General features: G+C 60.5%; 35 protein-coding genes. 22 read left to right on the top strand and 13 right to left on the bottom strand.

What is annotated here, in order from left to right:
* Positions 1-72 precede the first annotated feature (72 nt).
* A complete protein-coding gene (locus ACR0J7_RS13260; protein WP_209506181.1) occupies positions 73-426 on the top strand; it encodes a hypothetical protein in 354 nt (117 codons plus the stop codon).
* Positions 427-577: 151 nt separating this feature from the next.
* Here ACR0J7_RS13260 and ACR0J7_RS13255 read toward each other — a convergent pair whose 3' ends face one another.
* Positions 578-1750: a MalY/PatB family protein gene (locus ACR0J7_RS13255; protein WP_480914551.1), complete on the bottom strand. Its 1173-nt coding sequence runs from the start codon at positions 1748-1750 to the stop codon at positions 578-580.
* A gap of 94 nt (positions 1751-1844) precedes the next feature.
* Here ACR0J7_RS13255 and def (ACR0J7_RS13250) point away from each other — a divergent pair, with 94 nt between their 5' ends.
* From def (ACR0J7_RS13250) to ACR0J7_RS13230, 5 genes are read left to right on the top strand one after another with little or no spacing between them, the layout of a single operon-like run.
* Positions 1845-2363 (top strand): peptide deformylase, encoded by a 519-nt coding sequence (gene def, locus ACR0J7_RS13250; RefSeq protein WP_209506185.1) that lies wholly within the window; start codon positions 1845-1847, stop codon positions 2361-2363.
* Positions 2360-2854, top strand: a complete 495-nt coding sequence (gene def, locus ACR0J7_RS13245) for a peptide deformylase (RefSeq protein ID WP_480507379.1) — start codon at positions 2360-2362, stop codon at positions 2852-2854. The genes def (ACR0J7_RS13250) and def (ACR0J7_RS13245) overlap by 4 nt, the downstream gene beginning before the upstream one ends.
* Positions 2855-2907: 53 nt before the next feature.
* On the top strand, positions 2908-3816 hold the full coding sequence (fmt, locus tag ACR0J7_RS13240; RefSeq protein ID WP_480914549.1) for a methionyl-tRNA formyltransferase: 909 nt from the start codon (positions 2908-2910) through the stop codon (positions 3814-3816).
* A 10-nt stretch (positions 3817-3826) separates the two neighbouring features.
* Complete coding sequence (locus ACR0J7_RS13235; RefSeq protein ID WP_267364066.1) at positions 3827-4063, top strand: hypothetical protein; 237 nt, start codon at positions 3827-3829, stop codon at positions 4061-4063.
* Between the two features lies 1 nt (position 4064).
* Positions 4065-4283, top strand: coding sequence for a GlsB/YeaQ/YmgE family stress response membrane protein (locus ACR0J7_RS13230; protein WP_480900379.1), 219 nt, complete (start codon positions 4065-4067; stop codon positions 4281-4283).
* 60 nt (positions 4284-4343) lie between these two features.
* Here the strand turns inward: ACR0J7_RS13230 and ACR0J7_RS13225 are convergent, their stop codons facing one another.
* The 7 genes from ACR0J7_RS13225 to ACR0J7_RS13195 form a co-directional block, all read right to left on the bottom strand.
* Positions 4344-4946 carry a COG3904 family protein gene (locus ACR0J7_RS13225; protein WP_480900381.1) on the bottom strand — a complete coding sequence of 201 codons (603 nt, stop codon included), beginning with the start codon at positions 4944-4946 and terminating at the stop codon, positions 4344-4346.
* A 64-nt stretch (positions 4947-5010) separates the two neighbouring features.
* Positions 5011-5634, bottom strand: coding sequence for a trimeric intracellular cation channel family protein (locus tag ACR0J7_RS13220; RefSeq protein ID WP_209506199.1), 624 nt, complete (start codon positions 5632-5634; stop codon positions 5011-5013).
* On the bottom strand, positions 5631-6098 hold the full coding sequence (gene rnhA / locus ACR0J7_RS13215) for a ribonuclease HI (protein WP_480832614.1): 468 nt from the start codon (positions 6096-6098) through the stop codon (positions 5631-5633). Before rnhA ends, ACR0J7_RS13220 begins: the two co-directional genes overlap by 4 nt.
* Positions 6091-6678: a class I SAM-dependent methyltransferase gene (locus ACR0J7_RS13210; protein ID WP_209506203.1), complete on the bottom strand. Its 588-nt coding sequence runs from the start codon at positions 6676-6678 to the stop codon at positions 6091-6093. Before ACR0J7_RS13210 ends, rnhA begins: the two co-directional genes overlap by 8 nt.
* Positions 6675-7127: a DUF3429 domain-containing protein gene (locus ACR0J7_RS13205; RefSeq protein ID WP_480483765.1), complete on the bottom strand. Its 453-nt coding sequence runs from the start codon at positions 7125-7127 to the stop codon at positions 6675-6677. The genes ACR0J7_RS13210 and ACR0J7_RS13205 overlap by 4 nt, the downstream gene beginning before the upstream one ends.
* A complete protein-coding gene (ispH, locus tag ACR0J7_RS13200; protein ID WP_480483764.1) occupies positions 7124-8074 on the bottom strand; it encodes a 4-hydroxy-3-methylbut-2-enyl diphosphate reductase in 951 nt (316 codons plus the stop codon). The genes ACR0J7_RS13205 and ispH overlap by 4 nt, the downstream gene beginning before the upstream one ends.
* Before the next feature lie 189 nt (positions 8075-8263).
* Positions 8264-8839: a LabA-like NYN domain-containing protein gene (locus ACR0J7_RS13195; RefSeq protein ID WP_209506211.1), complete on the bottom strand. Its 576-nt coding sequence runs from the start codon at positions 8837-8839 to the stop codon at positions 8264-8266.
* 145 nt (positions 8840-8984) lie between these two features.
* On the opposite strand from ACR0J7_RS13195, the gene folK reads away from it, so the two are divergent.
* From folK to ACR0J7_RS13160, 7 genes are all read left to right on the top strand, one after another.
* Positions 8985-9554: a 2-amino-4-hydroxy-6-hydroxymethyldihydropteridine diphosphokinase gene (gene folK, locus ACR0J7_RS13190; protein ID WP_480914546.1), complete on the top strand. Its 570-nt coding sequence runs from the start codon at positions 8985-8987 to the stop codon at positions 9552-9554.
* Between the two features lie 94 nt (positions 9555-9648).
* Positions 9649-10002 carry a DNA-directed RNA polymerase subunit omega gene (gene rpoZ / locus ACR0J7_RS13185; protein ID WP_209506215.1) on the top strand — a complete coding sequence of 118 codons (354 nt, stop codon included), beginning with the start codon at positions 9649-9651 and terminating at the stop codon, positions 10000-10002.
* A gap of 26 nt (positions 10003-10028) precedes the next feature.
* Positions 10029-12161, top strand: a complete 2133-nt coding sequence (locus ACR0J7_RS13180; RefSeq protein ID WP_267364077.1) for a RelA/SpoT family protein — start codon at positions 10029-10031, stop codon at positions 12159-12161.
* A 16-nt stretch (positions 12162-12177) separates the two neighbouring features.
* Positions 12178-12870, top strand: coding sequence for a DUF2062 domain-containing protein (locus ACR0J7_RS13175; RefSeq protein WP_267364078.1), 693 nt, complete (start codon positions 12178-12180; stop codon positions 12868-12870).
* Complete coding sequence (locus ACR0J7_RS13170) at positions 12870-13616, top strand: pyridoxine 5'-phosphate synthase (RefSeq protein ID WP_480483761.1); 747 nt, start codon at positions 12870-12872, stop codon at positions 13614-13616. The genes ACR0J7_RS13175 and ACR0J7_RS13170 overlap by 1 nt, the downstream gene beginning before the upstream one ends.
* On the top strand, positions 13613-14239 hold the full coding sequence (locus ACR0J7_RS13165) for a LysE family translocator (RefSeq protein ID WP_209598778.1): 627 nt from the start codon (positions 13613-13615) through the stop codon (positions 14237-14239). Before ACR0J7_RS13170 ends, ACR0J7_RS13165 begins: the two co-directional genes overlap by 4 nt.
* Complete coding sequence (locus ACR0J7_RS13160) at positions 14236-14709, top strand: hypothetical protein (protein WP_480538690.1); 474 nt, start codon at positions 14236-14238, stop codon at positions 14707-14709. The genes ACR0J7_RS13165 and ACR0J7_RS13160 overlap by 4 nt, the downstream gene beginning before the upstream one ends.
* Positions 14710-14784: 75 nt before the next feature.
* On the opposite strand, the gene ACR0J7_RS13155 is transcribed toward ACR0J7_RS13160, so the two are convergent.
* Positions 14785-15633, bottom strand: coding sequence for a CE1 family esterase (locus ACR0J7_RS13155; protein WP_480914543.1), 849 nt, complete (start codon positions 15631-15633; stop codon positions 14785-14787).
* A 126-nt stretch (positions 15634-15759) separates the two neighbouring features.
* Here ACR0J7_RS13155 and acpS point away from each other — a divergent pair, with 126 nt between their 5' ends.
* From acpS to ACR0J7_RS13135, 4 genes are all read left to right on the top strand, one after another.
* Entirely contained in the window at positions 15760-16179 is a 420-nt protein-coding gene (gene acpS, locus ACR0J7_RS13150) for a holo-ACP synthase (RefSeq protein ID WP_209506227.1), read from the top strand.
* 62 nt (positions 16180-16241) lie between these two features.
* The gene (gene lepB, locus ACR0J7_RS13145) at positions 16242-17081 is read left to right on the top strand and encodes a signal peptidase I (RefSeq protein WP_480487137.1); all 840 of its coding nucleotides are present in this window, start codon (positions 16242-16244) and stop codon (positions 17079-17081) included.
* The gene (gene rnc / locus ACR0J7_RS13140; protein ID WP_480914541.1) at positions 17078-17755 is read left to right on the top strand and encodes a ribonuclease III; all 678 of its coding nucleotides are present in this window, start codon (positions 17078-17080) and stop codon (positions 17753-17755) included. The genes lepB and rnc overlap by 4 nt, the downstream gene beginning before the upstream one ends.
* Before the next feature lie 22 nt (positions 17756-17777).
* Entirely contained in the window at positions 17778-18296 is a 519-nt protein-coding gene (locus ACR0J7_RS13135; protein ID WP_480914539.1) for an N-acetyltransferase family protein, read from the top strand.
* A 2-nt stretch (positions 18297-18298) separates the two neighbouring features.
* Here ACR0J7_RS13135 and ACR0J7_RS13130 read toward each other — a convergent pair whose 3' ends face one another.
* Positions 18299-19681 (bottom strand): multicopper oxidase family protein, encoded by a 1383-nt coding sequence (locus tag ACR0J7_RS13130; protein ID WP_480914537.1) that lies wholly within the window; start codon positions 19679-19681, stop codon positions 18299-18301.
* On the opposite strand from ACR0J7_RS13130, the gene ACR0J7_RS13125 reads away from it, so the two are divergent.
* The 5 genes from ACR0J7_RS13125 to recO all read left to right on the top strand — a co-directional run bounded on the left by ACR0J7_RS13125 (position 19680) and on the right by recO (position 22665).
* Positions 19680-19808, top strand: a complete 129-nt coding sequence (locus tag ACR0J7_RS13125; RefSeq protein WP_480546204.1) for a hypothetical protein — start codon at positions 19680-19682, stop codon at positions 19806-19808. The two genes, ACR0J7_RS13130 and ACR0J7_RS13125, sit on opposite strands and share 2 nt — an antisense overlap.
* Before the next feature lie 33 nt (positions 19809-19841).
* Entirely contained in the window at positions 19842-20750 is a 909-nt protein-coding gene (era, locus tag ACR0J7_RS13120; RefSeq protein WP_480473866.1) for a GTPase Era, read from the top strand.
* Positions 20747-21076 (top strand): DUF1491 family protein, encoded by a 330-nt coding sequence (locus tag ACR0J7_RS13115; protein WP_480900397.1) that lies wholly within the window; start codon positions 20747-20749, stop codon positions 21074-21076. The genes era and ACR0J7_RS13115 overlap by 4 nt, the downstream gene beginning before the upstream one ends.
* A gap of 171 nt (positions 21077-21247) precedes the next feature.
* Positions 21248-21763, top strand: coding sequence for an aspartate carbamoyltransferase catalytic subunit (locus ACR0J7_RS13110; protein ID WP_480900399.1), 516 nt, complete (start codon positions 21248-21250; stop codon positions 21761-21763).
* A gap of 176 nt (positions 21764-21939) precedes the next feature.
* Positions 21940-22665: a DNA repair protein RecO gene (gene recO / locus ACR0J7_RS13105; RefSeq protein WP_480900401.1), complete on the top strand. Its 726-nt coding sequence runs from the start codon at positions 21940-21942 to the stop codon at positions 22663-22665.
* Here recO and ACR0J7_RS13100 read toward each other — a convergent pair.
* From ACR0J7_RS13100 to ACR0J7_RS13090, 3 genes are all read right to left on the bottom strand, one after another.
* Positions 22649-23041, bottom strand: a complete 393-nt coding sequence (locus ACR0J7_RS13100) for an META domain-containing protein (protein ID WP_480507408.1) — start codon at positions 23039-23041, stop codon at positions 22649-22651. The genes recO and ACR0J7_RS13100 overlap by 17 nt on opposite strands.
* A gap of 40 nt (positions 23042-23081) precedes the next feature.
* The gene (locus tag ACR0J7_RS13095; protein ID WP_480546207.1) at positions 23082-23636 is read right to left on the bottom strand and encodes a hypothetical protein; all 555 of its coding nucleotides are present in this window, start codon (positions 23634-23636) and stop codon (positions 23082-23084) included.
* 252 nt (positions 23637-23888) lie between these two features.
* Positions 23889-25580, bottom strand: coding sequence for an acyl-CoA dehydrogenase family protein (locus ACR0J7_RS13090; protein WP_480900403.1), 1692 nt, complete (start codon positions 25578-25580; stop codon positions 23889-23891).
* Between the last annotated feature and the right edge of the window lie 140 nt (positions 25581-25720).

Genomic DNA, 25720 nt, shown 5'->3' with positions numbered 1-25720 from the left:
TGCGTGAACGCGTTCACTGGATTTTTACAACAGTTCCCGCACAATAGAGGTCATTAGCGGGGGAGTGATTTTATGAGTACTTATGTTTCAAAGGAAATACGCGCCGAGTTGGACGCGGCCCGAATCGCCACATTGAAAAAGGCCAGTCGCCTTCGTGTCCAGATGGGCGACAATACCTACAAAATTCTCAAATTGTGGAAAGATGGTTTCACGGTTGAGGCGGAAACAACACCGCGCCTGCGCGGGTTGGTCGATATTTATGACGGGGCCAATCTTCTGTATCAATGCCTGATCATTGCCGATCAGGATGAAGGCGGCGAGATGCGGTATGAATTCAAACGCAGCACCGCCGCCCATGACAAGGCACCGCTGGATTTCTACCGCGCCCCGGATGCGCCCATCGCGTTGCTGGGCTACGAAGACTAGGATCGGAGTTCTATCGTAGTACCGGGTTCGGTAAGGGTAACGCCCAACAGGCCGTTAGGCTGGCTATCGCTATGGATTTCGCCATTCAGGTCCGCGCCCGGCCAACAGGCGCGGTCCATTGTGAGGCCAGCCAACCCAGCCACCGCTTGGATTATTGCAGGTCACCAAAGGCCCGTTTCAGTCGCGCGCAGGCGTCCTCGACCCGCGCTCGTTGCGTCGCAAGGTTGAACCGTTCAAACGTTTCTCCTCCAGTGCCGAAACCCGGCCCGGACGAGGTTGCAATCCGCGCGTCCTCGCGCAATCGGCGGACAAGTTCAGCGTGATCCATGCCGGTGCCGGAAAAGTCGACCCAGGCCAGATAGGTTGCCTGCAAGGGCATCGACCATAGGCCCGGAATCTCGGCGATGGTCTGGTCGAACAGACGCCTGTTTTCCTCCAGATGCGCGATCTGGGCATCTGCCCATTCCGCGCCGGCCGGGCTGTAGGCGGCGGTGATCATCGCCACACCCAACGCGCTGGGGCCATAATCCAGCGTTGCCAGCCGATGCTTCATCGCCTCGCGCAGTTTGGGGTCGGGAATGATCATGTTGCCGGTGCGCTGCCCGGCGATGTTAAAGGTCTTCGATGCCGCAGTCAGCGTCACCGTCCATGGCCGCGCATCCGGGGCTGCCACATCCATCGGCACAAATTTGGCGCCGGGATAGACCAGATCGTGGTGAATCTCGTCTGACACAAGGATCAGCCCGTTGCGCTCGGCAAATGCGGCCACGGCGCGCAGTTCCTCCGGTGTCCAGACCCGGCCCGACGGGTTCTGCGGCGAACACCACAGCAACATCTTCTCGGACCCGTCCAGCCGCGACTGGGCGTCGTCCAGGTCAAGGCCATAACTTTCCCCGTCCCGCACCAAAGGGCATTCCACGACCCGGCGGCCCGATTTGTTCACCTTGTGGGCAAACTCATGGTAAACGGGGGTAAAGATCACGATGCCATCACCGTGATCGGTCCAGACATCCAGCGACAGGGCGATTGCATTGCCCAAGCCCTGAGTGGTCAGAACCCAGTCCGTGTCGATTTCCCAATCGTGGCGGGTTTTCATCCACCACTGGACCGAGGCCAGATACTCCGGGTGCGCCCAGGAATACCCGAACACGCCGTGATCCGCGGCCTTGCGCACCGCGTCGATCACGCAGGGGGCTGTCGGGTAATCGGAATCGGCCGTCCACATGGCCAGCCCATCCTCGGGCGAGACGCCAAACAGCATCTCCATCTTGTCCCATTTGGAACTGTTGGTGCCCCGGCGGTCGATCAGGTCGTTGAAAGTCATGTCTGCTCCATTTTCTCGACCGAAAGCTAACCGCAATTCAGGCAGGTGCAAGGGGGGCGTTGCGGCGCGGGGCGGGATGGCCTAAATCAGCCTCATGAAACGTAACATCCTGATCTATCCCGACCCCCGTCTCAAGAAGGTCTGCGCCCCCGTGGCCGACCTTACGGACGACCTGCGCGCGCTGGCCGATGACATGCTGGAAACGATGTATGACGCCCCCGGTGTTGGCCTTGCCGCGCCACAGATCGGCGTGCTGGATCGCTTGATCGTGCTGGATTGCGTCAAGGAAGAAGGCGAGGCGCCGCGCCCGCTGATCATGTTCAACCCGCAGGTCATCGCGGCCTCGGAAGAAACCAATGTCTACGAGGAAGGCTGCCTGTCGATCCCTGATCAATACGCCGAGGTGACGCGCCCCAAAGTGGTCGATGTGACTTGGATGGACCGCGACGGAAACCTGCAACAGGAAACCTTTGACGGGCTCTGGGCCACCTGCGTTCAGCACGAGATCGATCATTTGGACGGCAAGCTGTTCATCGACTATCTCAAGCCGCTGAAACGGCAGATGATCACCCGCAAGATGCAAAAGCTCAAACGCGAACGGGCCCGTGCATGACCGTTCGTACCTGCCTGCCATGGCCTGACAAACGCCTGCGCACCAAGGCGGATGATGTGCCCGAGATCACCGATGAGATCCGCGCCATCTGGGACGACATGATCGACACGATGGAGGCGATGCCCGGCGTCGGTCTTGCCGCGCCACAGATCGGGGTGATGCTGCGCCTGGCCGTTGTTGACGGCTCAGCCGAACGGGGCCGGGCCGTGCGTCTGGCAAACCCGGAAATCCTGCACAGTTCGATCGAGCTGCGCGAACATGAAGAGGCCAGCCCGAACCTGCCCGGCGTCTCGGCCACAATCAAACGCCCGCGCGCGGTGACCGTGAAGTTCCTGAACGAACATGGCATGCTGGACCGCCGCGATTTCGTCGGGATCGACGCGACAAGCGTGCAGCATCAGATCGACCACCTGAACGGGCGGATGTATTTCGACCGGCTCAGCAAGGTCAAACGTGACATGCTGCTGCGCAAGGCACGCAAACAAACCTGACGTCTGTAGGCCGGGCTTCAGCCCCGCACCCGTCCCAACTGCCGGAGCCAACGATGCGCATCATCTTCATGGGAACCCCCGATTTTTCGGTCCCGGTGCTGGACGCACTCGTCAAGGCCGGGCACGACATCGCCGCCGTCTACTGTCAGCCTCCGCGCCCCGCCGGACGCGGCAAGAAAGACCGCCCGACACCGGTTCATGCCCGGGCCGAGGCGCTGGGCCTGCCCGTTCGCCACCCAACCTCTCTGAAATCTGCTGACGAACAAACCGCATTTGCCGCGCTGAACGCCGATATCGCCGTCGTCGTCGCGTATGGCCTGATCCTGCCGCAACCCATTCTGGACGCGCCGCGACACGGCTGCCTGAACATCCACGCCAGCCTGCTGCCGCGCTGGCGCGGTGCCGCCCCGATCCACCGGGCGATCATGTCCGGCGATGCCGAAACCGGGATCTGCATCATGCAGATGGAGGCCGGTCTGGACACCGGCCCGGTCCTGCTGCGACAGGCAACCGCGATTGAGGCTGAAGAAACCACCGCCCACCTGCATGACCGGCTCTCGGCCATGGGGGCCGCGCTGATCGTCGAGGCTCTGGCCAAGCTGCCGGACCTGATACCGGAACCGCAGCCCGAGGATGGCGTGACCTATGCCGCCAAGATCGACAAGTCCGAGGCCCGCATCGACTGGACACGCCCGGCGGTTGAGGTCGACAGGCAAATCCGCGGGCTGTCACCCTTTCCCGGCGCATGGACCGAGATGAATGGCGAGCGCATCAAGCTGCTGGCATCGCGGCTGGCAGACGGGCAGGGCGCAGCGGGTGAGGTTCTGAACAACGACCTGCACGTGGCCTGCGGTCAGGGCGCGGTCGAACTGCTGCGCTTGCAACGGGCGGGCAAAGGCGCGCAGGATAGGGAAACCTTCCTGCGGGGCTGGCCCATTCCCACCGGCACCCGCCTGACCTAGGAGAAGCCCGATGTTCATGGTGATGATGGGGACCGTCGTGATTGCCGGGATCGTCGGATATCTGTCCGAACAGACCGGGTTCACTCATAACGGCTATCTTCAGTCGATCATCATCTGCGTGGGCGGGGCGTTCCTGTTCTACTTCATCCGCATCATGTTCGGGATCAGCTTTGGCCCTCCCGGTCTGGATGCGGTGATCTCGTCTATCGGCGCGCTGATCATCGTGCCGACCCATTGGCGAAAATGACATGCCCGTCGTCGCTCTGATCATCATCCAAGCTGCGCTTGAAGTTTTGCTCGCCAGGTTGCTCCCGGCGACGATGCTGATCGGCATTGTTGGGGCTATGATCGGTGGGCCCCTTCTGTGGTCTCTGATACCCGACGCTGGCTGGATGTCGGGCTTTGCGGGCGCGGTTCTGGGCGCATTGCTGGTGATCTGGATCTGGCAGACCTACCTGCGCCGTTAGCATATTCCTTGGCCGCGCATTCCGTCCCGCAAACCTTCACTCGACAGATAGTGCAGCAGATCAGCGCTCGTCGCACTCCAGCGCTGAACCAAGCGCCGGGGCGGTTTTTGTGGTCATGTCGAACCGGTTCGCCTCGGCGGCGGTCATCCAGTGGATGCTGTCGGCGGGGGCCGCATACAGCGTGTACCAGTAAAACGCCTCATCGACGCCAATGTCCCTGAAATAATCCAGATAGCGGTCATGTTCCGGGTCATCCTCGGGCAGCTCCGTGGCCACCAGCCCCGATCCGGCCCAGCTGTGCACGCCCACACAGGCCCCCGGCTGCAAAACGCGGCGGCGTCCGGCCAGGAACAGATCGGTGCCGCCGCTGGCAACCAGACCGTCCGACGGCACGACGGTATCGAACCCGGCCCTGCGCACCTCGCGGCTGAAGATGACATTGGCGTCGTCATCCACCGATCCCTCAATATATTGCAGCACCAGCGTGCGCGCTTCGGGATTTTCGGCGGTGACGTCTTCAAAAGCGGACAGCGTCGTTTCGTCAATCGTACCCGAGGCGATGATCCGGTCACCCTCGGCAACAAAGCGGACAGGCGCATAATATGTGCCGCATGAGGCCAGCAAAGCCAGTGAGACCGCGATCGATGTAAGTCTGAACGGCATTTGGCCTCCGGGCTGCGCGTTCCAAACAGCTATCAGCCCGCCCCGGTCGCGTCCACCGACAGGTTCAGTTGCGGGGCGGGCGGCTTTTGTAGACGGGCAATTGCCAGCCAAACACCAGCGACCCGGCCCGCAAGGCCCAGCACACAAGGGCGCACAGGCCCAGCACAAAGGCGGGCTCCAGCCCCAGCCTGACCGCAAGTACCGCCGTCAACGCCCCCAAAAACGCGCACGAGACGTAGAGCTCGCCCTGTTTCAGGACCAGCGGCACCTCGTTGCAGACCACGTCGCGCATCAGCCCGCCCAGACACCCGGTCGTCACACCCATCAGCACGACGATGATACCGGGCTGATCCAGTGACAGCGCGGCACCGGTTCCGGCAGCAACGGCGACCGACAGTGCGAAACTGTCCAGCCAGACCAGCCAGTTATAGCGACTTTCCACCAGATGCGCGGTAAAGAACACAAACACCGCCGCCGCGACGGCGATCAGGATGTAATCCGGCTGGCCGACCCAGAAGATCGGGTGACGGTCCAGCAGCAGGTCGCGTACCGTGCCGCCGCCAACTGCGGTCAGGCAGGCCATGAAGGCAAAGCCCACCAGATCCAGCTGCGCCCGGCTGGCCACCAGCGCCCCGGTCAGCGCAAAGATCAGAACCGAGGCATAATCCAGCAGCGTCAGCGCGCTCACGCCTGCGCCTTTTTCGGCTTGAAGGGCGCCATGCCTGCGCGGGCCAGTTCATCGGCCTTTTCGTTTTCGGGATGGCCCGCATGGCCCTTGACCCATTCCCATGTCACATCATGTCGTTCCTGCGCCTCGTCCAGTCGCTGCCACAGATCGACATTCTTGACCGGCTTCTTGTTCGAGGTTTTCCAGCCATTCCGCTTCCAGCCGAATATCCAGCCGGTGACGCCGTTCTTCACATAGGCGCTGTCGGTGACAATGGTGATCTTCGACGGGCGCTCCAGCGTCTCAAGCGCGCTGATGGCAGCCAGCAACTCCATTCGGTTGTTGGTCGTCTCGGCCTCGCCCCCGTTCAGTTTCCGCTCTTTCAGAACCCTGTCCCCGTTCATCGCGCGCAGCAGCACACCCCAGCCTCCGGGGCCGGGATTGCCGGAACAGGCGCCATCTGTATAGGCAAACAACTCAGGCATGGGCGAACACCAGAATAAACCCGTCGTACGACCCGGCCAGACCCTTGCCCACCCCTTCGACCGTGCGGTCAACCGTGAACCCGGCCTGGGTCAGCGCCTCTCGGATCTCGGCTTCCGAGTAATAGGTGTAATAGCGGTCCAGATCGTCACGATGCTCGCCCGTGCCCAGCTTCATGCCCAGAAACAGCTGGCCTCCGGGCTTCAGGGCCGTGTGGATCGCTTTCAGGTGACGCGTAAAATCCGCTCGCGGCGCGTGCAGCAGGGAAAAACTGGCGTAGACACCGTCATACTCGGCGGTTTCGGTAACATCGTCGAACGTGCCCAGATGCGCGTCCACCCCGTTCTGGCGGGCATGTTCGACAAAGGCGGGGGTGGCATCCAGCGCCCGCACCTTCAGCCCCTGACGCATCAGGAAACCGCTGTCCGATCCGGGGCCTGACCCCAGATCCAGCACATAGCCGCCCGCACCGACCGCATCGGCAAAATCCTGACGGGTCTTGAGCTGTTCGGCTGGCAGAGGAATGGCCAGATATTCGTTTACTCTGTTCGTATAGGCATCAATCGTGCGTTTGTCGCTCACAGGTACACTCCTACGGCTAGGCTGGCCAGAACGATTGCGGTCAGCAGGATACGCAGCTGCATCCACCAGACCGGCGTCAGCCGCCAGTATGAAAACAGGGCGTCCAGCAGCAGCAAGCCGGTGAACCCGTAGATCAGATTGGTGCCTGCAGTGACCGGCCCGCCGCCTGTCATGGCAAAGGCCCACAGCGCAGGCAGGACCGACAGCCCATAACACAGCGCCGCCTTGCTGCCCGAGGTCTTGGTGGCAAACCCCCACAGAACACCGGACATAAAGCTCAGGATGACCGAGCCATAGAACAGCTGCACATAAGGGCCAACAAAGCGTGGGCCAAAGCTGCGCGCGCCCCAGGCGTTCAGATCACCGTTCAGATAGGTCAGCGCGCCCCAGACAAACGGGACCAGTCCCGCCAGCCCCAGATAGAGCGGCGCCTTCGGCACGCCGGTCACGCCGGTTGCCTCAACACGCGCGGTACTTTGAACTCGACGTTTTCGGTTGCGGTCTCGACCGGCTCGACAGTGACATCATAGTGATCGCGGAAGGCGTCGATCACCTCGTTCACCAGCAATTCCGGGGCCGATGCGCCAGCGGTCACCGCAACGCTTTTGATGCCCTGCAAAGCGCGCCAGTCGATTTCGGTCGCGCGCTGGACCAGTTGCGCGTATTTGCACCCCTCGCGCGATGCAACCTCGACCAGACGGCGGGAATTGGACGAGTTCGGAGCCCCCACAACCAGCAGCGCATCGGCCTTGGGGGCCACGGCCTTCACGGCCTCCTGCCGGTTGGTCGTGGCATAGCAAATGTCTTCCTTATGCGGGCCGACAATGGCCGGGAACCGGGCCTGAAGGGCTGCGATGATGTCCTTGGTATCATCCACCGACAGGGTGGTCTGGGTGACAAAGGCCAGCGCGTCGGGGTCGCGCACCTGCACGGCGGCCACATCCTCGACCGTTTCGACCAGCAGCACATCACCCTCGGGCAGCTGTCCCATGGTGCCAACGGTTTCGGGATGGCCCTTGTGGCCGATCATGATCATCTGCAATCCCGCATCCGCATGGCGCTGCGCCTCGACATGAACCTTCGACACTAGCGGACAGGTGGCATCCACATAGATCATCTCACGCTGCGCGGCTTCGGCTGGTACCGATTTAGGAACACCATGGGCGGAAAAGATCACCGGGCGGTCATCGGGGCATTCATGCAGTTCTTCGACAAACACAGCACCTTGGGCCCGCAACCCGTCGACCACGAATTTGTTATGCACGATCTCGTGGCGCACATAGACCGGTGCCCCCCATTTCTGCAGGGCCATTTCAACGATCTTGATGGCGCGGTCCACACCGGCGCAGAACCCGCGGGGGGCGGCCAGATAAAGTGTCAGTGGCGGCTTGGTCATTCGGCTGTCTCCTTAGGGCACAGGTAAGTCTTTTCCCGGCCTTGGTCCAGACAGGACATTGTCATTCATCTGACACGAATCGTTGTTAGTCAGAGGATGTTTCAGCACCAATCCTTAGTTAAAGAAGCGCGGCCAGGACTCCGGTCCTGACCGCGCGAATTTTTCCCATCAACAGGCAGTGGTGCCGGATCAGCTGCCGCCTGCAACTGCGACGCTGCGATGCTCTGCCGGCATTTCACGCGGCGGGCGACCGATCACGTCACGCAGATCCTCCAACTCGATGAAGTTGTCGGCCTGACGGCGCAGCTCGTCCGAAATCATTGGCGGCTGGCTGCGGATCGTTGACACGACCGACACGCGAACGCCCTGACGTTGCAGGCTGGCGATCAGCGGGCGGAAATCCCCGTCACCCGAGAACAGCACGATATGATCCACACGCGGTGCCAGTTCCATGGCATCGACAGTCAGTTCGATATCCATGTTTCCTTTGACTTTCCGACGCCCCATGCTGTCGGTGTATTCCTTGGCCGGTTTTGTGACCATGGTGAAGCCGTTGTAATGAAGCCAGTCAACCAATGGGCGGATCGGTGAATACTCGTCGTTTTCAAGCAGCGCTGTATAGTAGAAAGCCCGAAGCAACTTGCCACGGCGCATGAATTCCTGCCGCAGAAGTTTGTAGTCTATGTCAAAACCGAGTGCTTTTGCAGCGGCATAAAGATTCGAGCCGTCGATGAACAGCGCTAGCCGTTCGTCCTTATAAAACATAAATAGGTCCTTCCGGTATAATCCAGACTGCGCCGCGTTACGTGAGTGAGTGGGTGTTTTACAAATTGACGCAATCTGGTGAGCTTATAATTAGAAGTTTTGTTGCTTATCGCAAGTATGCAATGTGTCGAATATAGGGTAGCATATGTACAATTCTTTGCCAAATGCGGTTGTGGCATTGGGCGCAAATCTCGATCTGAGAGGAAATGGGCCCGCTGTAACGCTACAGCGCGCAATTGACGCACTTTCGCAACTGGGCGTAGTGATTCGCTCTGTCAGCCGGTTTTTTGCGACACCCTGCTTCCCCGCTGGCGCTGGTCCGGACTACGTGAACGCGGCTGTGCTGATCGAAACCGACAAATCCCCGTCCGAGCTTTTGCGCGCGCTGCACGAGGTTGAACACCAGTTCGGTCGTGAACGGGTGCAGCGCTGGGGAATGCGGACGCTGGATCTGGATCTTGTTTGCTATGGCGATCAGGTTCTGCCCGACCGCACCCTGTTCGACCGCTGGCTGACCCTGCCGCCCGAGGCACAGCGGCAAGAGGCACCGGATCAGCTGATCCTGCCGCATCCGCGCCTTCAGGACCGCGCCTTTGTGCTTGTGCCGATGGCGGATATTGTGCCCGACTGGCGCCACCCCGTGCTTGATCGCACGGTTTCCCAGATGGTCAACGACCTGCCCCCGTCCGAGGTTGCGGCGGTTACGCCGCTGTGATCCCTGCAAATGCAGCATTTCCTGCTTGTCAAGGCGCGGAATCGCGCTTAGATAAACCCCTTCCTGACATGGACTCAGAAACGGAGAGCGCCCAATGGCCCGCGTGACGGTTGAAGATTGCGTAGACAAGGTTCCAAACCGGTTCGAACTGGTAATGCTGGCCGCCCATCGGGCGCGCGAGATTTCTGCCGGTGCCGCGATTACCGTTGACCGCGACAACGACAAGAACCCTGTCGTGTCCCTGCGCGAAATCGCCGACGAGACCCAAGGCGCAGACGCCCTGCGCGAACGCCTGATCGAGGCCAACCAGACCCAGATCGAGGTTGATGAGCCGGAAGAAGATCAGATGGCGCTGCTGATGGGTGCCGAGTCGGACAAGCCTGCGATGGACGACATGTCCGAAGAAAAACTCCTGCGCGCTCTGATGGAGGCTCAAGGGCAGGGGTAAGCTCCAAAGACGAAGGTGCGGACCGGATGATTTCTGCTGACGATCTGATTGCGCTGGTCCGCAACTACAATCCCAAGACGAATGCTGAACGTATCGCGCTGGCCTATGAGTTTGGCCAGCAGATGCACGAAGGGCAATTCCGCCACTCTGGCGAGCCCTACTTTACCCACCCTGTTGCCGTTGCCGCCATCCTGACCGAACAGCGTCTGGATGATGCGACGATCATCACCGCATTGCTGCATGACACGATCGAAGACACCAAGGCCAATTACGGCAAGGTGTCCGATCTGTTCGGGGATGAGGTCGCCAAGCTGGTCGACGGCGTCACCAAGCTGACCAACCTGCAACTGTCCAGCCGCGAAACCAAGCAGGCCGAGAATTTCCGCAAGCTGTTCATGGCCATGTCCAAGGACCTGCGGGTCATTCTGGTCAAGCTGGCCGACCGTCTGCACAACATGCGCACCATCAAGGCGATGCGGCCCGAAAAGCAGGTTCAGAAAGCGCGCGAGACGATGGATATCTACGCGCCGCTTGCGGGCCGCATGGGGATGCAATGGATGCGCGAGGAGCTCGAAGACCTCGCGTTCCGCGTCCTGAACCCCGAAGGCCGCCAGTCGATCATCCGTCGCTTTATCACGCTGCAACGTGAAACCGGCGATGTGATCCACCGCATCACCGGTGACATGCGTCACGAGCTGGAAAAGGCGGGCATCGAAGCCGAAGTCTTTGGCCGCGCCAAGAAACCCTATTCGATCTGGCGCAAGATGCAGGAAAAGGATCAGGGCTTCTCGCGCCTCTCGGATATCTACGGGTTCCGCATCATCACCCAGACGGAAGAAGACTGCTATCGCACGCTTGGGGCCATCCATCAGCGTTGGCGCGCGGTGCCGGGGCGGTTCAAGGACTATATCAGCCAGCCGAAATCGAATGGTTACCGCTCGATTCACACCACCGTTTCGGGCCGCGACGGCAAACGGGTCGAGGTTCAGATCCGCACGCGCCAGATGCACGATGTGGCAGAAACCGGCGTTGCGGCGCACTGGTCCTACCGGGACGGGGTGCGCACGGAAAACCCCTTTGCCGTCGACCCGGCGAAATGGATATCCAACCTGACCGAGCAATTCGACAACGAGGATGATCACGAAGATTTCCTCGAAGCCGTCAAGCTCGAGATGTATTCGGACCAGGTCTTCTGCTTCACCCCCAAGGGCGACGTGGTGAAACTGCCACGCGGTGCGACCCCGATCGATTTCGCCTATGCCATCCACACCCGGATCGGCCATGCCTGCGTGGGGGCCAAGGTCGATGGCATTCGCGTGCCGCTCTGGACGCGGATGAAGAACGGCCAGTCGGTCGATATCATCACCGCTGACGGGCAGACACCGCAGGTCACATGGCTTGAGATCGCTGTCACCGGCAAGGCCCGTACCGCCATCCGCCGCGCCCTGCGCGAGGTGGATCGCGAACGGTTCATCAAGCTGGGCAAGGAACTGGCGCGCTCGGGCTTTGACCATGTGGGGCGCAAGGCCACCGACAAGGCGCTTGATACTGCCGCCAAGCACCTGCGCCTGAAAGACCGGCATGAATTGCTGGCCCGTCTGGGCAGTGCCGAACTGACCGCTCATGAGGTGGTTCAGGCCGTCTATCCCGAACTGGCTCAGGATGACGGCGACGCCATCCCGCTGCGGCGCGCCGTGATCGGTCTTGAACCCGGCCAGAAATTCGACCGCGCGCCCTGCTGTCAGCCGCTGCCGGGCGAACGGATCGTCGGCATCACCTACCGGGGCAAGGGTGTTGTGGTGCACGCGATCGACTGCGACAAGCTCAGCCAATATGAAAGCGAACCGGAGCGCTGGGTCGATCTGCACTGGCATTCGGGTACGCACCCGGCCGTCTATGGGGCGACACTGGATCTGACCATCGGCAATGATGCCGGGGTTCTGGGGCGCATTTGCACATTGATCGGCGAGAAAAAGGCCAATATCTCGAACCTGGAATTTGTGGACCGCAAACCGGATTTTTACCGCCTGCTGATCAATGTCGAACTGCGCGACCTTGAACAGTTGCATTCGCTGATGCTGATGCTTGAGGCTGAAAGCGACGTTGCAGCGGTCGAGCGTTATCGGGACCGGACCAAAACCGCGACCGCGGCTGGCTGAGAAGGGGTGATCACGGGTGGTATTCAAGCGCCGAGACCGACGCTCTCCTGTTCAGGTCGCTTCGGAACTCGTCTATCCGCGTGGCGGATGGACCCGCGCCTTCCACTATGTCAAACACCGTGTCCGCCGCCTGCCGGATTCCCCTGACCGGATTGCTCGCGGCATCGGGGCGGGCGTTTTCGCATCCTTCACGCCGTTTTATGGGCTGCACTTTCTGGTCGCTGCAATTGGTGCGCGGCTGATCAAGGGAAATATTCTGGCCGCGCTCAGCGGTACGTTCTTCGGCAACCCCCTGACCTATGTCCCGATTGGGGTGATCTGCCTGCAAACCGGGCATTTCCTGCTGGGCACCGAATATGAAGAAGGCGACACGCAGGGGCTGATGGGCAAATTTGCCGACGCAATCGGTGACCTCAAGGACAACCTTCTTGCGCTCTTCACCGATCGCGTGGCCGACTGGCACGGGCTGGGGCAGTTCTATCACGACGTTTTCTATCCCTACATGATCGGCGGCATCATTCCCGGTATCGTGGCGGGCATCATCTGCTACTACCTCAGCCTGCCGCTGATCCTGACCTACCAGCAGCGCCGCCGCGCGAAGATCAAGGCAAAGTTTGAAGAAATCAAACGTCTGGCCGGAGAAACATCTGCCAGTCCCGCGCCAAGATCGCTAAGGTCGGGGCGAAAATCTGCAAAAGGAACCAAATGATGTCCGAAAGCCGTCTGCGTCTGGGTGTGAATATCGATCATGTCGCCACCGTGCGCAACGCGCGCGGCGGGGCCTATCCTGACCCGCTGCGCGCCGCCAAGCTGGCAGAGGAGGCCGGCGCCGACGGCATCACCGCGCATCTGCGCGAAGACCGCCGCCACATCTCGGACGCCGATATTGACGGCCTGATGGAGGTTCTGTCGGTGCCTCTGAACTTTGAGATGGCCGCCACCGAAGAAATGCAGAAAATCGCCCTGCGCCACAAACCGCACGCCGTCTGTATCGTTCCCGAAAAGCGCGAGGAACGCACAACCGAAGGCGGGCTCGAAGTCGCGCGCGAGGAAAACAAGCTGGCCCATTTCATCGCCCCCCTGCGCGAGGCCGGGTGCCGCGTGTCGATCTTCATCGCCGCGGATCAGCGCCAGATCGAGGCCGCGCACCGCATCGGTGCCGAGGTGATCGAACTGCACACCGGCGCCTATTGCGATGCCCATGCCGAAGGCCGCATGGACGCCGCCGCGCGCGAGCTTGAATCGCTGCGCCAGATGTCCACCTTTGCCCATTCGCTGGGGCTCGAGGTCCATGCAGGCCATGGCCTGACATACGACTCCGTAAAGCCGGTTGCCGCCTTCCCCGAGGTCATGGAACTGAACATCGGGCATTTCCTGATTGGCGAGGCGATCTTTCTGGGTCTCACCCCCGCCATTCGGGAAATGCGCCGCCTGATGGACGAGGCGCGCGCGTGATCACGCCCGGCTTTATCGCCATCTGGTTCGCCTGGCTGATGGCGGGGGGCTCGCCGGGCCCGGCCACCATGGGCATTGCAGGAACCGCCATGAACGAAGGCCGCACCGCGGGGCTGGCCTTTGCCCTTGGCATCTGCGCCGGATCGGCCGCCTGGGGCATTGCCGCAGCGCTGGGCCTGTCGGCGGTCATGCTGGCCAATGTCTGGCTGTTCGAAGTGATCCGCTATGTCGGCGTGGCCTATCTGGGCTGGCTGGCGCTGAAGGCCCTGAAACGCGCGATGACCTCGGATGATGAGGTCGCCCTGGGCAAACCGGTCACCGGCACGCTGCCCACGATCTTTGCCAAAGGTGCCGCCATCCACCTGACCAACCCTAAAGCAATCCTCAGCTGGGGGTCGATCTATGCCATCGTCGCGCCAAGCGATGCCAGCCTGCCGATGCTGCTGGGCTATTTCGCCATGCTGTACGCGGGATCACTGATGATCTTCATCGGCTATGCGTTTTTGTTCTCATCCGCCCGCATGGTCCGCACCTACCGCCGTGCCCGCCGCTGGTTCGATTTCGCCTTCGCCGGGTTCTTTGGCGTGGCGAGTTACAAGATCCTGACGGTGCGGTTGTCGTGATCAACCTTTGGACATCCGAGCAAAAAACCTTGTTGTTTAACCGGGTTTGGTACGTGGTTTGTTTCGTTGTTAGTATGATGCTGTCGGTTTCGTCGGGCTTTGCCCGGGAAAAACTGGGCCTCGAAGGTGTGTTTTTCTTTCCGGTCGATTTCTTTGTGACCCCCAGCATTATGGCAGCAGTGGTTCTCACACATCCATGGTCAAAGAGGTTTTCTGAAACAACCGCAAACGCCACATTGTGGTACAACGCAGCCTACATGGTTGGTCTTTCAGTGGCGGTGTTGTGGGCTATGCAACTCGCAGCATTGTTTTACCACTTCAGGTATTGGCACCAATTTGATTTTTCGGCTTTCGCTTTTAGAAACAGTGCTCTGCTGTTTTGGGCAGCGGTTTCTATAGGCATATGCCGAGCCGTGCTATCGCAATCGATACAGGCAAAACGAACGCTTTTTGGCGGTGAAAGAAGCTGACACAACTGATCCTCGGTATCGGTACAGACCAGGCAAACGCACGCAAATAGATCCCGGCAAATGCCGGTGGAGGCGCTAGGGCGCGTTCGAGATTTCCAGAAACCATTCCGCCACGGCATCACCCCAACCGGGCTGCCTGCCGTGGCCATGTGGCCCAAGCGCCAGGGTGACAGAGCCGTCCTGACACTTGCTCCACTTCTTTCGCCAGGATGCGCCCTCTGTTGCAACGCTGTTTGCCATCTGCCCGCATCCATTGGTTCTGGTCAGAATTTCAATGGATTTCAAAACGCTGCCCTGTTCGAAATCATAGTCCCCAAAGGTCACAAAACGCCCCTCCAGCGGGACGGTCCGGTCTGCAAATCCGTGGGAATGATGCATGTGAACCGGGCCGCTGCACCGCCGCCACATTGGCTCCCAAAAAGCCCCTGATGCCGAGGCATAGGCAAAGGCAAAGGAATGATCCGTGCAGGCCTTGTCCCAAACCAGTGATCCGCCGCGTGAATACCCCGCCAGCAAAATGCGATCTGCGTTCAGGTCGAAACGGGCAATGGCGTCTTCCTTGATCTGCTCCAGCGCGGCCAGATCATCCCGCGGCCAGCGATAGCCATCATGCACCCCCCAGTCCAACACCTTGGGGTTGCCAATGTCGACCTGACCATTCGGCGCGATAAAGGCGATGCCGCGGTCGGTAAAGGCCGCCGCGAGGCCGGAAAGATTCACGGCTGAATTCGCCGTTGCCCCATAGCCATGCAGATAGATAACAGCTGGCGGCTCGGGCGCGGCCTCGGGCAGAACCACCCGATAGGACAACTCTCCTACCTGACAGGGGGTATCCTCGGTTCCGCAATCCTGTGCAAAAGCGGGGAAAACGGTGCTTGCGACAATGCCAGCCACCGCGATTGCCATGAACGGAATTTTCGACATTGCGCCCCCCGTACCAACGTAAAAATTGAACATTCCGGTAAAGTATATCACGGAATGCGGCAACCAACCGCTTGCGTGTGGTCATCAATTGCCGTTGATTGGCCCGACCAGAGAAATGAGAGCCACATGATCCTCGGCATCGGCACAGACCTTGCAAATATCGACCGCATTCAGGGCACGCTCGACCGGTTCGGCGACCGGTTCCGCAACCGTGTCTTTACTGACACCGAACAGCGCAAGGCCGAACGCCGCGCCGATACCGCAGGCACTTATGCAAAACGCTGGGCCGCGAAAGAGGCATGTTCCAAGGCGCTCGGCACCGGCCTGCGCATGGGCATTTCTTGGAAGGACATGGCCGTCACTAACCTGCGCACCGGTCAGCCGGTGATGCATGTCACAGGCTGGGCCGCCGAACGCCTGAACGAACTGACCCCCGCAGGGCACGAGGCGATCATCCACGTCACGCTGACCGATGACCACCCCTGGGCACAGGCCTTTGTCGTGATCGAGGCGCGTCCTCTGCAAGATCACGTCACACAGCCTTGACTTGACCCCATCCCCCCCGCATGTAGCAGCGAAGCCAAGCACAGAGAACTGGAGAGAGCAGTATGGCCGACGAAGCCAAAACCGGAAGCGGCGTCTGGGAAACGATCAAGACCATCGTCTATGCCCTGCTGATCGCGGGCGTGTTCCGGACACTCTTCTTTCAACCGTTCTGGATTCCCTCCGGTTCGATGAAACAGACGCTGCTGATCGGCGATTTCCTCTTCGTCAACAAGATGGCCTACGGCTATTCCTACGCCTCATGCCCCAGCCTGATCATCCCCAGTGTCGGTCTGAATATCGACGCCGAAGATCTCTGCGGCTGGATGCAGGGCGACGACGGCGGCCGCATCTGGGGCGGCGATCCCGTGCGCGGCGATGTCATCGTCTTCCGCCACCCGGTCAGCGGGCGCGATTATATCAAGCGCCTGATCGGCCTGCCGGGCGACCGCATTCAGGTCCGCGAGGGGCAGATCATCCTCAACGGCACACCGGTTCCGCAACAGCCTGACGGCATATTCACCGAAATCGCCGAACCGCAGGGCCCGCAACGCCTGCGCCCGCGCTGCGAAAACGGCCCCGTTGGCGTTGGCGGCGCCTGTGAAAAGTCGCGCCTGATTGAAACCCTGCCCAACGGCGTCACCTATGACGTGCTGAATATCGGCAATCAGGGCTCGGACAATACCGGCATCTATACCGTGCCCGAAGGCCATTATTTCTTCATGGGCGACAACCGCGACAACTCGGCTGACAGCCGCCTGCCGCAATCCGCTGGCGGGGTTGGCTATGTACCCTACGAAAACCTGATCGGTCGCGCCGACCGGATCATGTTCTCGTCCGCCGGGCGGTCCATGCTGTTCTTCTGGACCTGGCGCGGGGATCGGTTCTTCAAGGCTGTGAATTGAAGCTCTCTGCCGAAATAAAGGCGTTCCAGCAGCGTTTGGGGTATGAATTTGCCGACCCCGAGCTGCTGGTGCGTGCGCTGACCCACGGCTCGGTCTCATCGTCGACCCGGCCCGACAATCAGCGGTTGGAGTTTCTGGGCGACCGGGTGCTGGGCCTTGTCATGGCCACCGCGCTGCTTGAGGCCGACAAGAAAGCCTCCGAAGGCCAGCTTGCGCCCCGGTTCAACGCGCTGGTCCGGAAAGAGGCCTGCGCAGATGTCGCCCGCCAGATCGATCTGGGCGCGGTGCTGAAACTGGGCCGGTCCGAGATGCTCTCGGGTGGGCGCCGCAAACAGGCGCTGCTGGGCGACGCGATGGAGGCGGTGATTGCCGCCATCTACCGCGACGCCGGGTTCGAAGCCGCCCGCGATGTCATCCTCGCCCTCTGGGGCGACCGCATCCACAAGGTCGAGGCCGACGCCCGCGACGCCAAAACCGCGCTTCAGGAATGGGCACAGGCGCGCGGCCAGAAACCACCCAGCTATGTCGAGGTCAAACGCAGCGGCCCCGACCACGCCCCCGTCTTCACCATCGCCGCCCGCCTTCAGGACGGAACCGAGGCGCAAGCCACCGCAGGCTCCAAGCGCCAGGCCGAACAGGCGGCGGCCAAGGCGTTGCTGGGGCAATTGGTTTGATCTGTAGCGCGGATCCCGGCACATGAAGATCAGACCGGCACAAAAGTCGGACGCCGCTAGCCTTGCGGCACTCTCGATCGAAGTCTGGGTCGGCACCTATTTGCGGCGTGGCGTGAACTCCTTCTTTGCCGAGTTCGCTCTGTCCGAGTTCACAGCGGCCCGGTTCGAATCCCTTCTGGAAGATGGGGAAGACCTTTTGATGGTCTCTGAAAACGAAGATGGGATCGACGGTTACATTCGGCTGGCTGAAGAACGCGTTGCACCTCTTGATGGGCTGTCTGATCTAGAGATTGTGACGTTTTACGTTCAGCCTCGCCATCACGGAAAAGGCATCGGTTCAGCACTATTGGACGTTGCGGTCGACTATACGCGGGACAAAGGCCGGAATGCGATTTGGCTGACGACCAATTCCGAGAACAAGCCCGCAATCGATTTCTATCTGGCCAAGGGGTTCCGACAAGTCGGTGTCACAGATTTTCGCATCGGGGACCAAGCCTATCCCAACCATGTTTTGGCGCTGAACATGCCAGAGCGTCGCTAAGATCACTCCACCCGGATGAACCCGGTCAGCCCGGTTTTCTGATGTTCGATCACATGGCAATGAAACGCCCAGTCGCCAGGGTTGTCCGCCACCAGTGCGATATCCGCCACCTCATCCTTCAACAGCAGCATCGTGTCGGTCATCAGCGGTGGCAGGGTGCGCAGATTGGATCGCAGCGGCACGAAGGCCAGCCCGTGCAGGTGGATCGGATGCAGGTTGGGCGACTCGTTGCGCAGCCGCAGGACATAACTTTTGCCCTGTTCCAGAACCGCCAGCGGCCCGGTGCCCTGCGCCGCATCACCCGGCCATGGTTTGCGGTTGATCGACCAGAAACTATACCCCAGCGTGCCGCAGAACCCGTCATTTGGGGCACCGCCTTCGGGGGTCCAGCCAAAGACGAACTCATGCAATTCCGCCCGGTTCGGATCCGGGCGCGCAACGGGATTTGCACGCAGCGGGCGCAGCTCTCTCAGATCACGCGCCGCTGATGTGCCAGTCGCCCGCAAACGCGCCATGGCGCGGTGCGGCTGGCCGGGAAACTTGGCCATCAGCTCCGCTGACTGCCCTTCGCCCTCGGGTATCCGGACGGCAATATCCACCCGTTGACCGGGGCCCAGCAACAGCGGTTCATCCGCCGTTGGCACCGGCAGGTCGATCTCGACCGGATGCCCGTCCCAGGCGATGATCCGGGTCTCGGCCCCCTCGGGATGCAGCTTGTAGATGCGGGTCGTGTCCGTGTTGACCACCCGCAGCCGCACCAGACTGCCCGCCGCGTGCTCATAGACCGCCGCGCCCTGCCAGTTGGCGGTCTGCACCGTGCCAAACGTGCCCGCTCGCGCCGCACCCCGAGCCGTATAGGTAGGCAAGAACGCGTCACCCTCGTCCAGACGGAAATCCCGCAGATTGATCACCTGTTCGCTGTCGAACCCCGGCTCTTCCGGCTCGGCAATCACCATCACGCCGGTCAGCCCGCGCGCCATCTGCTCCATCGTCATGCAATGGGGGTGATACCAGTAGGTCCCCGCATCCGGTGGCGTGAATTCATAGGTAAAACTTTCGCCCTCGCCGATGGGCATCTGGGTCAGGTAGGGCACCCCGTCCATCTCGTTTCGGATGCGCAACCCGTGCCAGTGCATCGAGGTATAGTCCGGCAAGGTGTTGCGCACGCTCAGCCGCATAGGCTCGCCCTGCCGCCCATGCAGAACCGGCGGCGGCGCATCGGGCGACAGGCTGACCATCCCTGTGGTCAGCCCTTCGCGCAGCCGGTAACTGGCGGGTTGCAGCACCAGTTCCTGTGCTGCATCACCTGCTGCCAGCGACCATCCGCCCAACCCAAACGCGCCAGCGGCGGCACCGCTTCCAAGAAGAAACTCGCGACGTTTCATGACAACCTCACTGAAAGGATTTGCTGCCGGGCTGGAACTGGCTGGGCATCTGAGCCTGTCCTGCCACCGCAGACGCAGGGCCGCAATGCGACAAATCCCTCTGGCCCGCCGCCCCTTTCTGCTATAGGGGGGCGCAGTTGCAGACAGGATTGCCAGACACATGACCACACGCGCCGGATTTATCGCCCTGATCGGAGAGCCCAACGCAGGCAAATCCACCCTCCTGAACCGCATGGTCGGGGCAAAGGTCTCGATCGTGACCCATAAGGTGCAGACCACCCGCGCCCGTATCCGCGGCGTTGCGATGGAAGGCGATGCGCAACTGGTCTTTGTGGACACGCCAGGTCTGTTCAAACCGCGCCGCCGTCTGGACCGTGCCATGGTCGCCGCCGCCTGGGGCGGGGCCGCCGATGCCGATATCGTCGTGCTGATGGTCGAGGCGCATCGCGGCATCACCGAAGGGGTCGAACGCATCCTCGAAGGGCTGGCCGAGATCGGGCAGGGCCGCACCATCGCGCTGGCCATCAACAAGATCGACAAGGTGCCGTCCGAGAAACTGCTGGCCCTGACCAGCGACCTGAACGCGCGCTACCCCTTCGCCGAAACCTTCATGATCTCGGCCGAAAAAGGCCACGGCGTCGACGACCTGCGCAAATGGCTGGCGGGCGAATTGCCCGAGGGGCCGTGGCTTTACCCCGAAGACCAGATCGCCGATCTGCCCCTGCGCATGATCGCGGCTGAAATGACGCGCGAGAAGCTGACCCTGCGCCTGCATCAGGAACTGCCCTACCAACTGACGGTCGAGACCGAAAACTGGGAAGAACGCAAGGACGGCTCGGCCAGAATCGATCAGGTCATCTATGTCATGCGCGACGGCCACAAGGGCATCGTTCTGGGCAAGAAGGGCGAGACGATCAAGGCCGTCAGTCAGGCCGCGCGGGCGGAACTGGAAGAGTTCCTCGACCGCAAGATCCACCTGTTCCTGCAAGTGAAAGTCCGGCCCAACTGGCTTGAGGAATCCGAGCGCTATTCGGAAATGGGTCTGGATTTCAAAGACGGCAACGCATGACCCGCCTGACCGCCGATTTCTGGGTTCACGCCTATCTGGCGCGGCTCCGGTTTCAGGAAATCCCCGCCTTTGTCGTGGCCCATGGCGATGACACCGCGGGCGCGGTTCTGGTCAAGCTCAACACGCTCGACGGGCAGGCCACCGCCTTTCAACGCAGCTTTGATCTGATGAGCGGCGAACGCACATGGGTCGAACTTTCCTCTGGCCCCGAGAGCGACGTGGATCACGCCATCCAGCGCCAGCACAGCTTTGACCCCGACCTCTGGGTGATCGAGGTCGAAGACCGTCAAGGCCGGCACCTGCTGGGCGAAGAGGGGCTGGAGTAGCGGGCCGGGTGAATGTCGGCTTTTGAGGCCAACCAGCTCATTCGGTGGGGTGCGGTTAACGTCTTGCTTAGCCTGCATCATCGGACCTATATCTCTTTGTAGATATCCAGCGAAAATACAGTCATACGACACTGCAAACATTGTATGCGCCAATTCATCATGAGTTCATAAATGACTGATCCTTGGAAAGACCTTCTTGCGCCAAACGAAAAAATTCTCTGGCAAGGAGCGCCAAAAAGCCGCGTCCGGCTTGAGTGGGAAAGCCCGTTCATTCCTTTCTTTTATATGTTTTTTACTGGGTTTTCCGTTTTCTGGATGGTAATGGCAAGCAAAGCGGGAGGTCTTTTTTGGACTTTTGGTCTCTTGTTTTTTTTCGTGGGTTCATATGGCCTTGTTGGCGTTCACTTCTGGAAGGCCTTCATTCGCAAGCAACAACATTATACGCTGACAAATCAACGTGCTATGATTGGCACGAAGATGTTTGGACGCAAAAAACTGCAAACATATTCCATCACCGAGACTACAGAGATCGAGTTTGAGGAATCCGGGGCAACCGGCAATATCTATTTTGCCAAACACGAAAGCCGGGGAGAAAATGGGACGAAGGTAACGAAGATTGGATTCGAACAAATCGAAAGTCCACGGCAGGTGTTATCACAAATACGTAAAGTTCAAGAAGAGCGTTAATGGAAAATCAGACTTTGTGGCAATGTCCGCTTTGTCCCACTTAGATCACTAGCCCCCTCCCGTCGGACCAAGCGATTCACGTATCTTTCCGCGTTTGATGTGTAAAACCATTGCAGAACGGACCCCTTCACGATCTTCTGGGAACACCACAACTTATTCACCGACAGGACCCCGAATTGGACTGGCGCGATCACGGCATCCTACTGACCTCTCGACGCCACGGCGAAACCTCGGCGATTATCGAGGTCTTTACCGAATCCCACGGGCGTCATGCCGGTGTGGTGCGGGGCGGGACCAGCCGCAAGATCGCACCGATCCTGCAACCCGGCGCACAGCTGGATGTGCTGTGGCGTGCGCGGCTGGAGGAACATATCGGCACCTTTCAGGTCGAACCCCTGCGCTCGCGCGCGGCGGCGGCGTTTTCCGGGCGGCTGGCCCTGTCCGGGCTGAACGCCGTCGTGTCGCTTTTGTCCTTCTGCCTGCCCGAACGAGAGGCGCACCCGGCGCTCTATACCCGGACCGAGCGGTTGATGGACCTGTTGGGACAGGATGAGATCTGGCCGCTGGCCTACCTGCGATGGGAACTGGCGCTGCTGGACGAGCTTGGCTTTGGCCTTGATCTGACCGCCTGCGCCGCGACCGGCACGACCGAGGGGCTGATCTATGTGTCGCCCAAGACCGGGCGCGCCGTCAGTGCCAAAGGGGCGGGGGAATGGGTAGACAAGATGTTGCCGCTGCCGCCCTGTCTGCGGGGTGAAGGCACCGCGCCGGATGCCGAGATTGCCGAAGCTTTGCGCACAACCGGATATTTCCTGAACCACCGCGTCGCCCCTGCGCTGGGGCATAACCCTTTGCCCGAGGCGCGTGCGCGGTTTGTGGATCAGGTCACTCGGCGGCTGTAAACACCATTTCGTGCCCGTCCTCATTGCGCAGGATCAGCACATCGCCCGACACTTCGGATTGGGTCATGGCCAAAAGGGCGGCGAAATAGACCCCTTCGGCCTCAAGCCCGGCGCAGGCGGCCCGCGTTGCTCTCAGGTCCTGAATTTCGAACCACGGGTAGGGCGCGTTCAGCGTGCCGTCATAACTGTTGCAGGGGGCATTTCCGGTGATCCTGCCCTCTTCTGGGAACCGCAGCAAGGCGCTTGCGGCAAAGGGCTGTCCGTCGATCTCCTGCAACGCCCATGTCCGGTCTGCCGCGCCATAGGCGGCAACGGATTCATCCCTGTCGCATTGAAACAGGGCCATCAAAGGCAGGGTCAGGATCAGGCGTGTCATGGCAGGGTTCTAGCGTATCAGCCGTATCTGCGGAACCGGGTCAGTAGGGCAAAGACCCGTTCAGAAGCCGCTCGCGCACTTCCAGCCGGGGTGCCCAGTTGTATCGTGTATCCTCGCGCACCGGCGCCCAGAACAAGACACCACTGTTGCGCCAGGGGTCGAGGATGATACCGTCATACATCGTGTCCCCCTTGGCGCTGATCGATGCCGAATGGTGGATGATGCGAAACGGGGTTGGAGGCGACGTGGCCCAGTTCAGGTCCAGCGTCCGGAAATTTTCCTGCCGCAAGCGTTTGGTCATCGCTTCGGCCCAGTCATTGCACAGACCCTTTTCGCGGAACCCGTTGATGACCTTGGCATTGTGGATGATCGCCGGGTCGGTGACGTTCCAGTCCTGCTTCAGCTGCTGCGAATAGGCATAGGCAATCGTGGCCGCTTGCTGTGCCTCGGTCGGATCGACATTGGGCCCAAGCGCCTGGATCGACTGCGCCAGCGCGTCCACATCACTCCGGCTCACCGTCGGCTGAGACGTGGTGCAAGCCGCCAGAGCAAGAGCCGCAAGAACGGCCCAAATGGCAAGGAAAGGTCGGGTCATGCGGTATTCCAAAAGTTAATTTCGACGCCTCGTGTCCGGTTGATGCTGTACCGGTGAAAAGGGCGGGATCAAAGGGGGAAGTTTTGAAACACGCAGGTCAGATATGACCGTTACGCGGGCCGCGAGGGGCGATGGTATGTTTTGTACAAAACGTACTCTGCACGGTTCGGACCGCGTACAGATTGTACAAAACAGGAAAAAGACCCGGCGCAAGCGCCGGGCCAGTCGGGGAAACAGGACTGCCGGAATGGGTCACCCGAGCAGACGTCGTGCGATGACCTGTGCCTGAATTTCGGCAGCCCCTTCGAAAATGTTAAGAATACGCGCGTCACACAGAACGCGGCTGATCTTGTATTCCAGCGCGAAGCCGTTACCGCCATGAATCTGCAACCCGTTATCCGCCGCAGCCCAGGCCACACGCGCACCAAGCAGCTTGGCCATACCGGCCTCAAGGTCACAGCGCTGGCCGTGATCTTTTTCCCATGCGCTGAAATAGGTCAGCTGACGCGCGATCATGATTTCGACCGCCATCATCGCCAGTTTGCCAGACACGCGCGGGAAGTTGACCAGGGATTTTCCGAACTGCTTGCGGTCGATCGCATATTGCATGGCGATGTCCAGCGCACACTGTGCCACGCCGATGGCGCGGGCGGCGGTCTGGATGCGCGCACTTTCGAAGGTTTCCATCAACTGTTTGAAACCTTTGCCTTCTTCTCCGCCCAGCAGGTTCTCACCCTTGACGTGGAAGCCGTCAAAACCCAGCTCGTATTCCTTCATGCCGCGATAGCCCAGAACCTCGATCTCGCCACCGGTCATGCCGGGGGTCGGGAAGGGGTTCTCGTCAGTGCCCGGTGTCTTTTCCGCCAGGAACATGGACAGGCCGCGGTGGTCGGTGCTGTCGGGGTTGGTCCGCGCCAGCAGGGTCATCACATGGGTTCGCGCGGCGTGGGTGATCCAGGTCTTGTTGCCGGTGATCTTGTAATCGCCATTCTCATCCTTGACCGCGCGCGTGCGCAGGCTGCCAAGGTCTGAACCGGTGTTAGGTTCCGTGAAAACGGCGGTCGGCAGGATCTCGGCACTGGCGATCTTTGGCAACCACTGTGCCTTTTGCGCGTCGGTGCCGCCCGCGATGATCAACTCGGCCGCAATCTCGGATCGGGTACCCAGCGAACCCACGCCGATATAGCCACGCGACAGTTCCTCGGACACCACGCACATCGACGCTTTGGACAGGCCAAACCCACCGAACTCCTCGGGGATGGTCAGACCAAAAACGCCCATTTCCGCCAGTTCTTCAATGATTTCCAGCGGAATCAGTTCATCCTTCAGGTGCCAGTCATGCGCGTTTGGTTCGACCTTTTCCTGCGCGTAGCGGCGGAACTGGTCCCGGATCATCTCAAGCTCTTCATCCAGACCGGACGCGCCGAACATCGTAGCTCCGGCCTGATCCTGCATCAGCGCAACCAGACGGCTACGTGCGGCCTGAGAATTGGCCCGTGCCATCAGGGTCTGTACTTCGGTCGATTGAAAGCCCGACAGCGCGTCCCAGCCAAGACCCATATCCTGAAGACGCACCACCTCGCCCTGGTTCATCGGAATACCGCCCGCGACCTGATGCAGATATTCGCCAAAGGCTATCTGGTGCAGCAACTGCTCGATCTCGCCAAATTTACCATCGGCTTGCAGCGCTTCTGCCCAGCGCTGCATCTGTTGCAGCGACTGCGAATATGTCGCCAGCCAGGCCAGACCATGCGCGGCGGTCTGATTTGCTTCGATCAAAACGCCAGAAACCCGGCCCTCAGCAGTCACCATGCCACGCACGGATGCGCGGGCTTTTTCAAAAACGGCGTCCACAGCAGGCACGGCGGCCCGCGTTAAATCCAGAAGATCGGGCAAAACTGCATCAGTTGTCATTTGGGTCATATCCTGTCCGTCATGGGCCATGAATCGCGTCCTTTCCTCGGTCGTCTGGTCATATCATGCTGCACGTGCAGCGCAACAAAAATACTCAATTTGCTGCTAGAAAGTTCAAAAATTACCTTATCATTTTTGCAATGCAGAAGAAAATCCAGATGATATCTAGA

The organism is Ruegeria sp. O4 (assembly GCF_056535125.1).
Note: the sequence above shows the minus strand (reverse complement) of the source record. Positions and strands in the feature narration are given on the sequence as shown.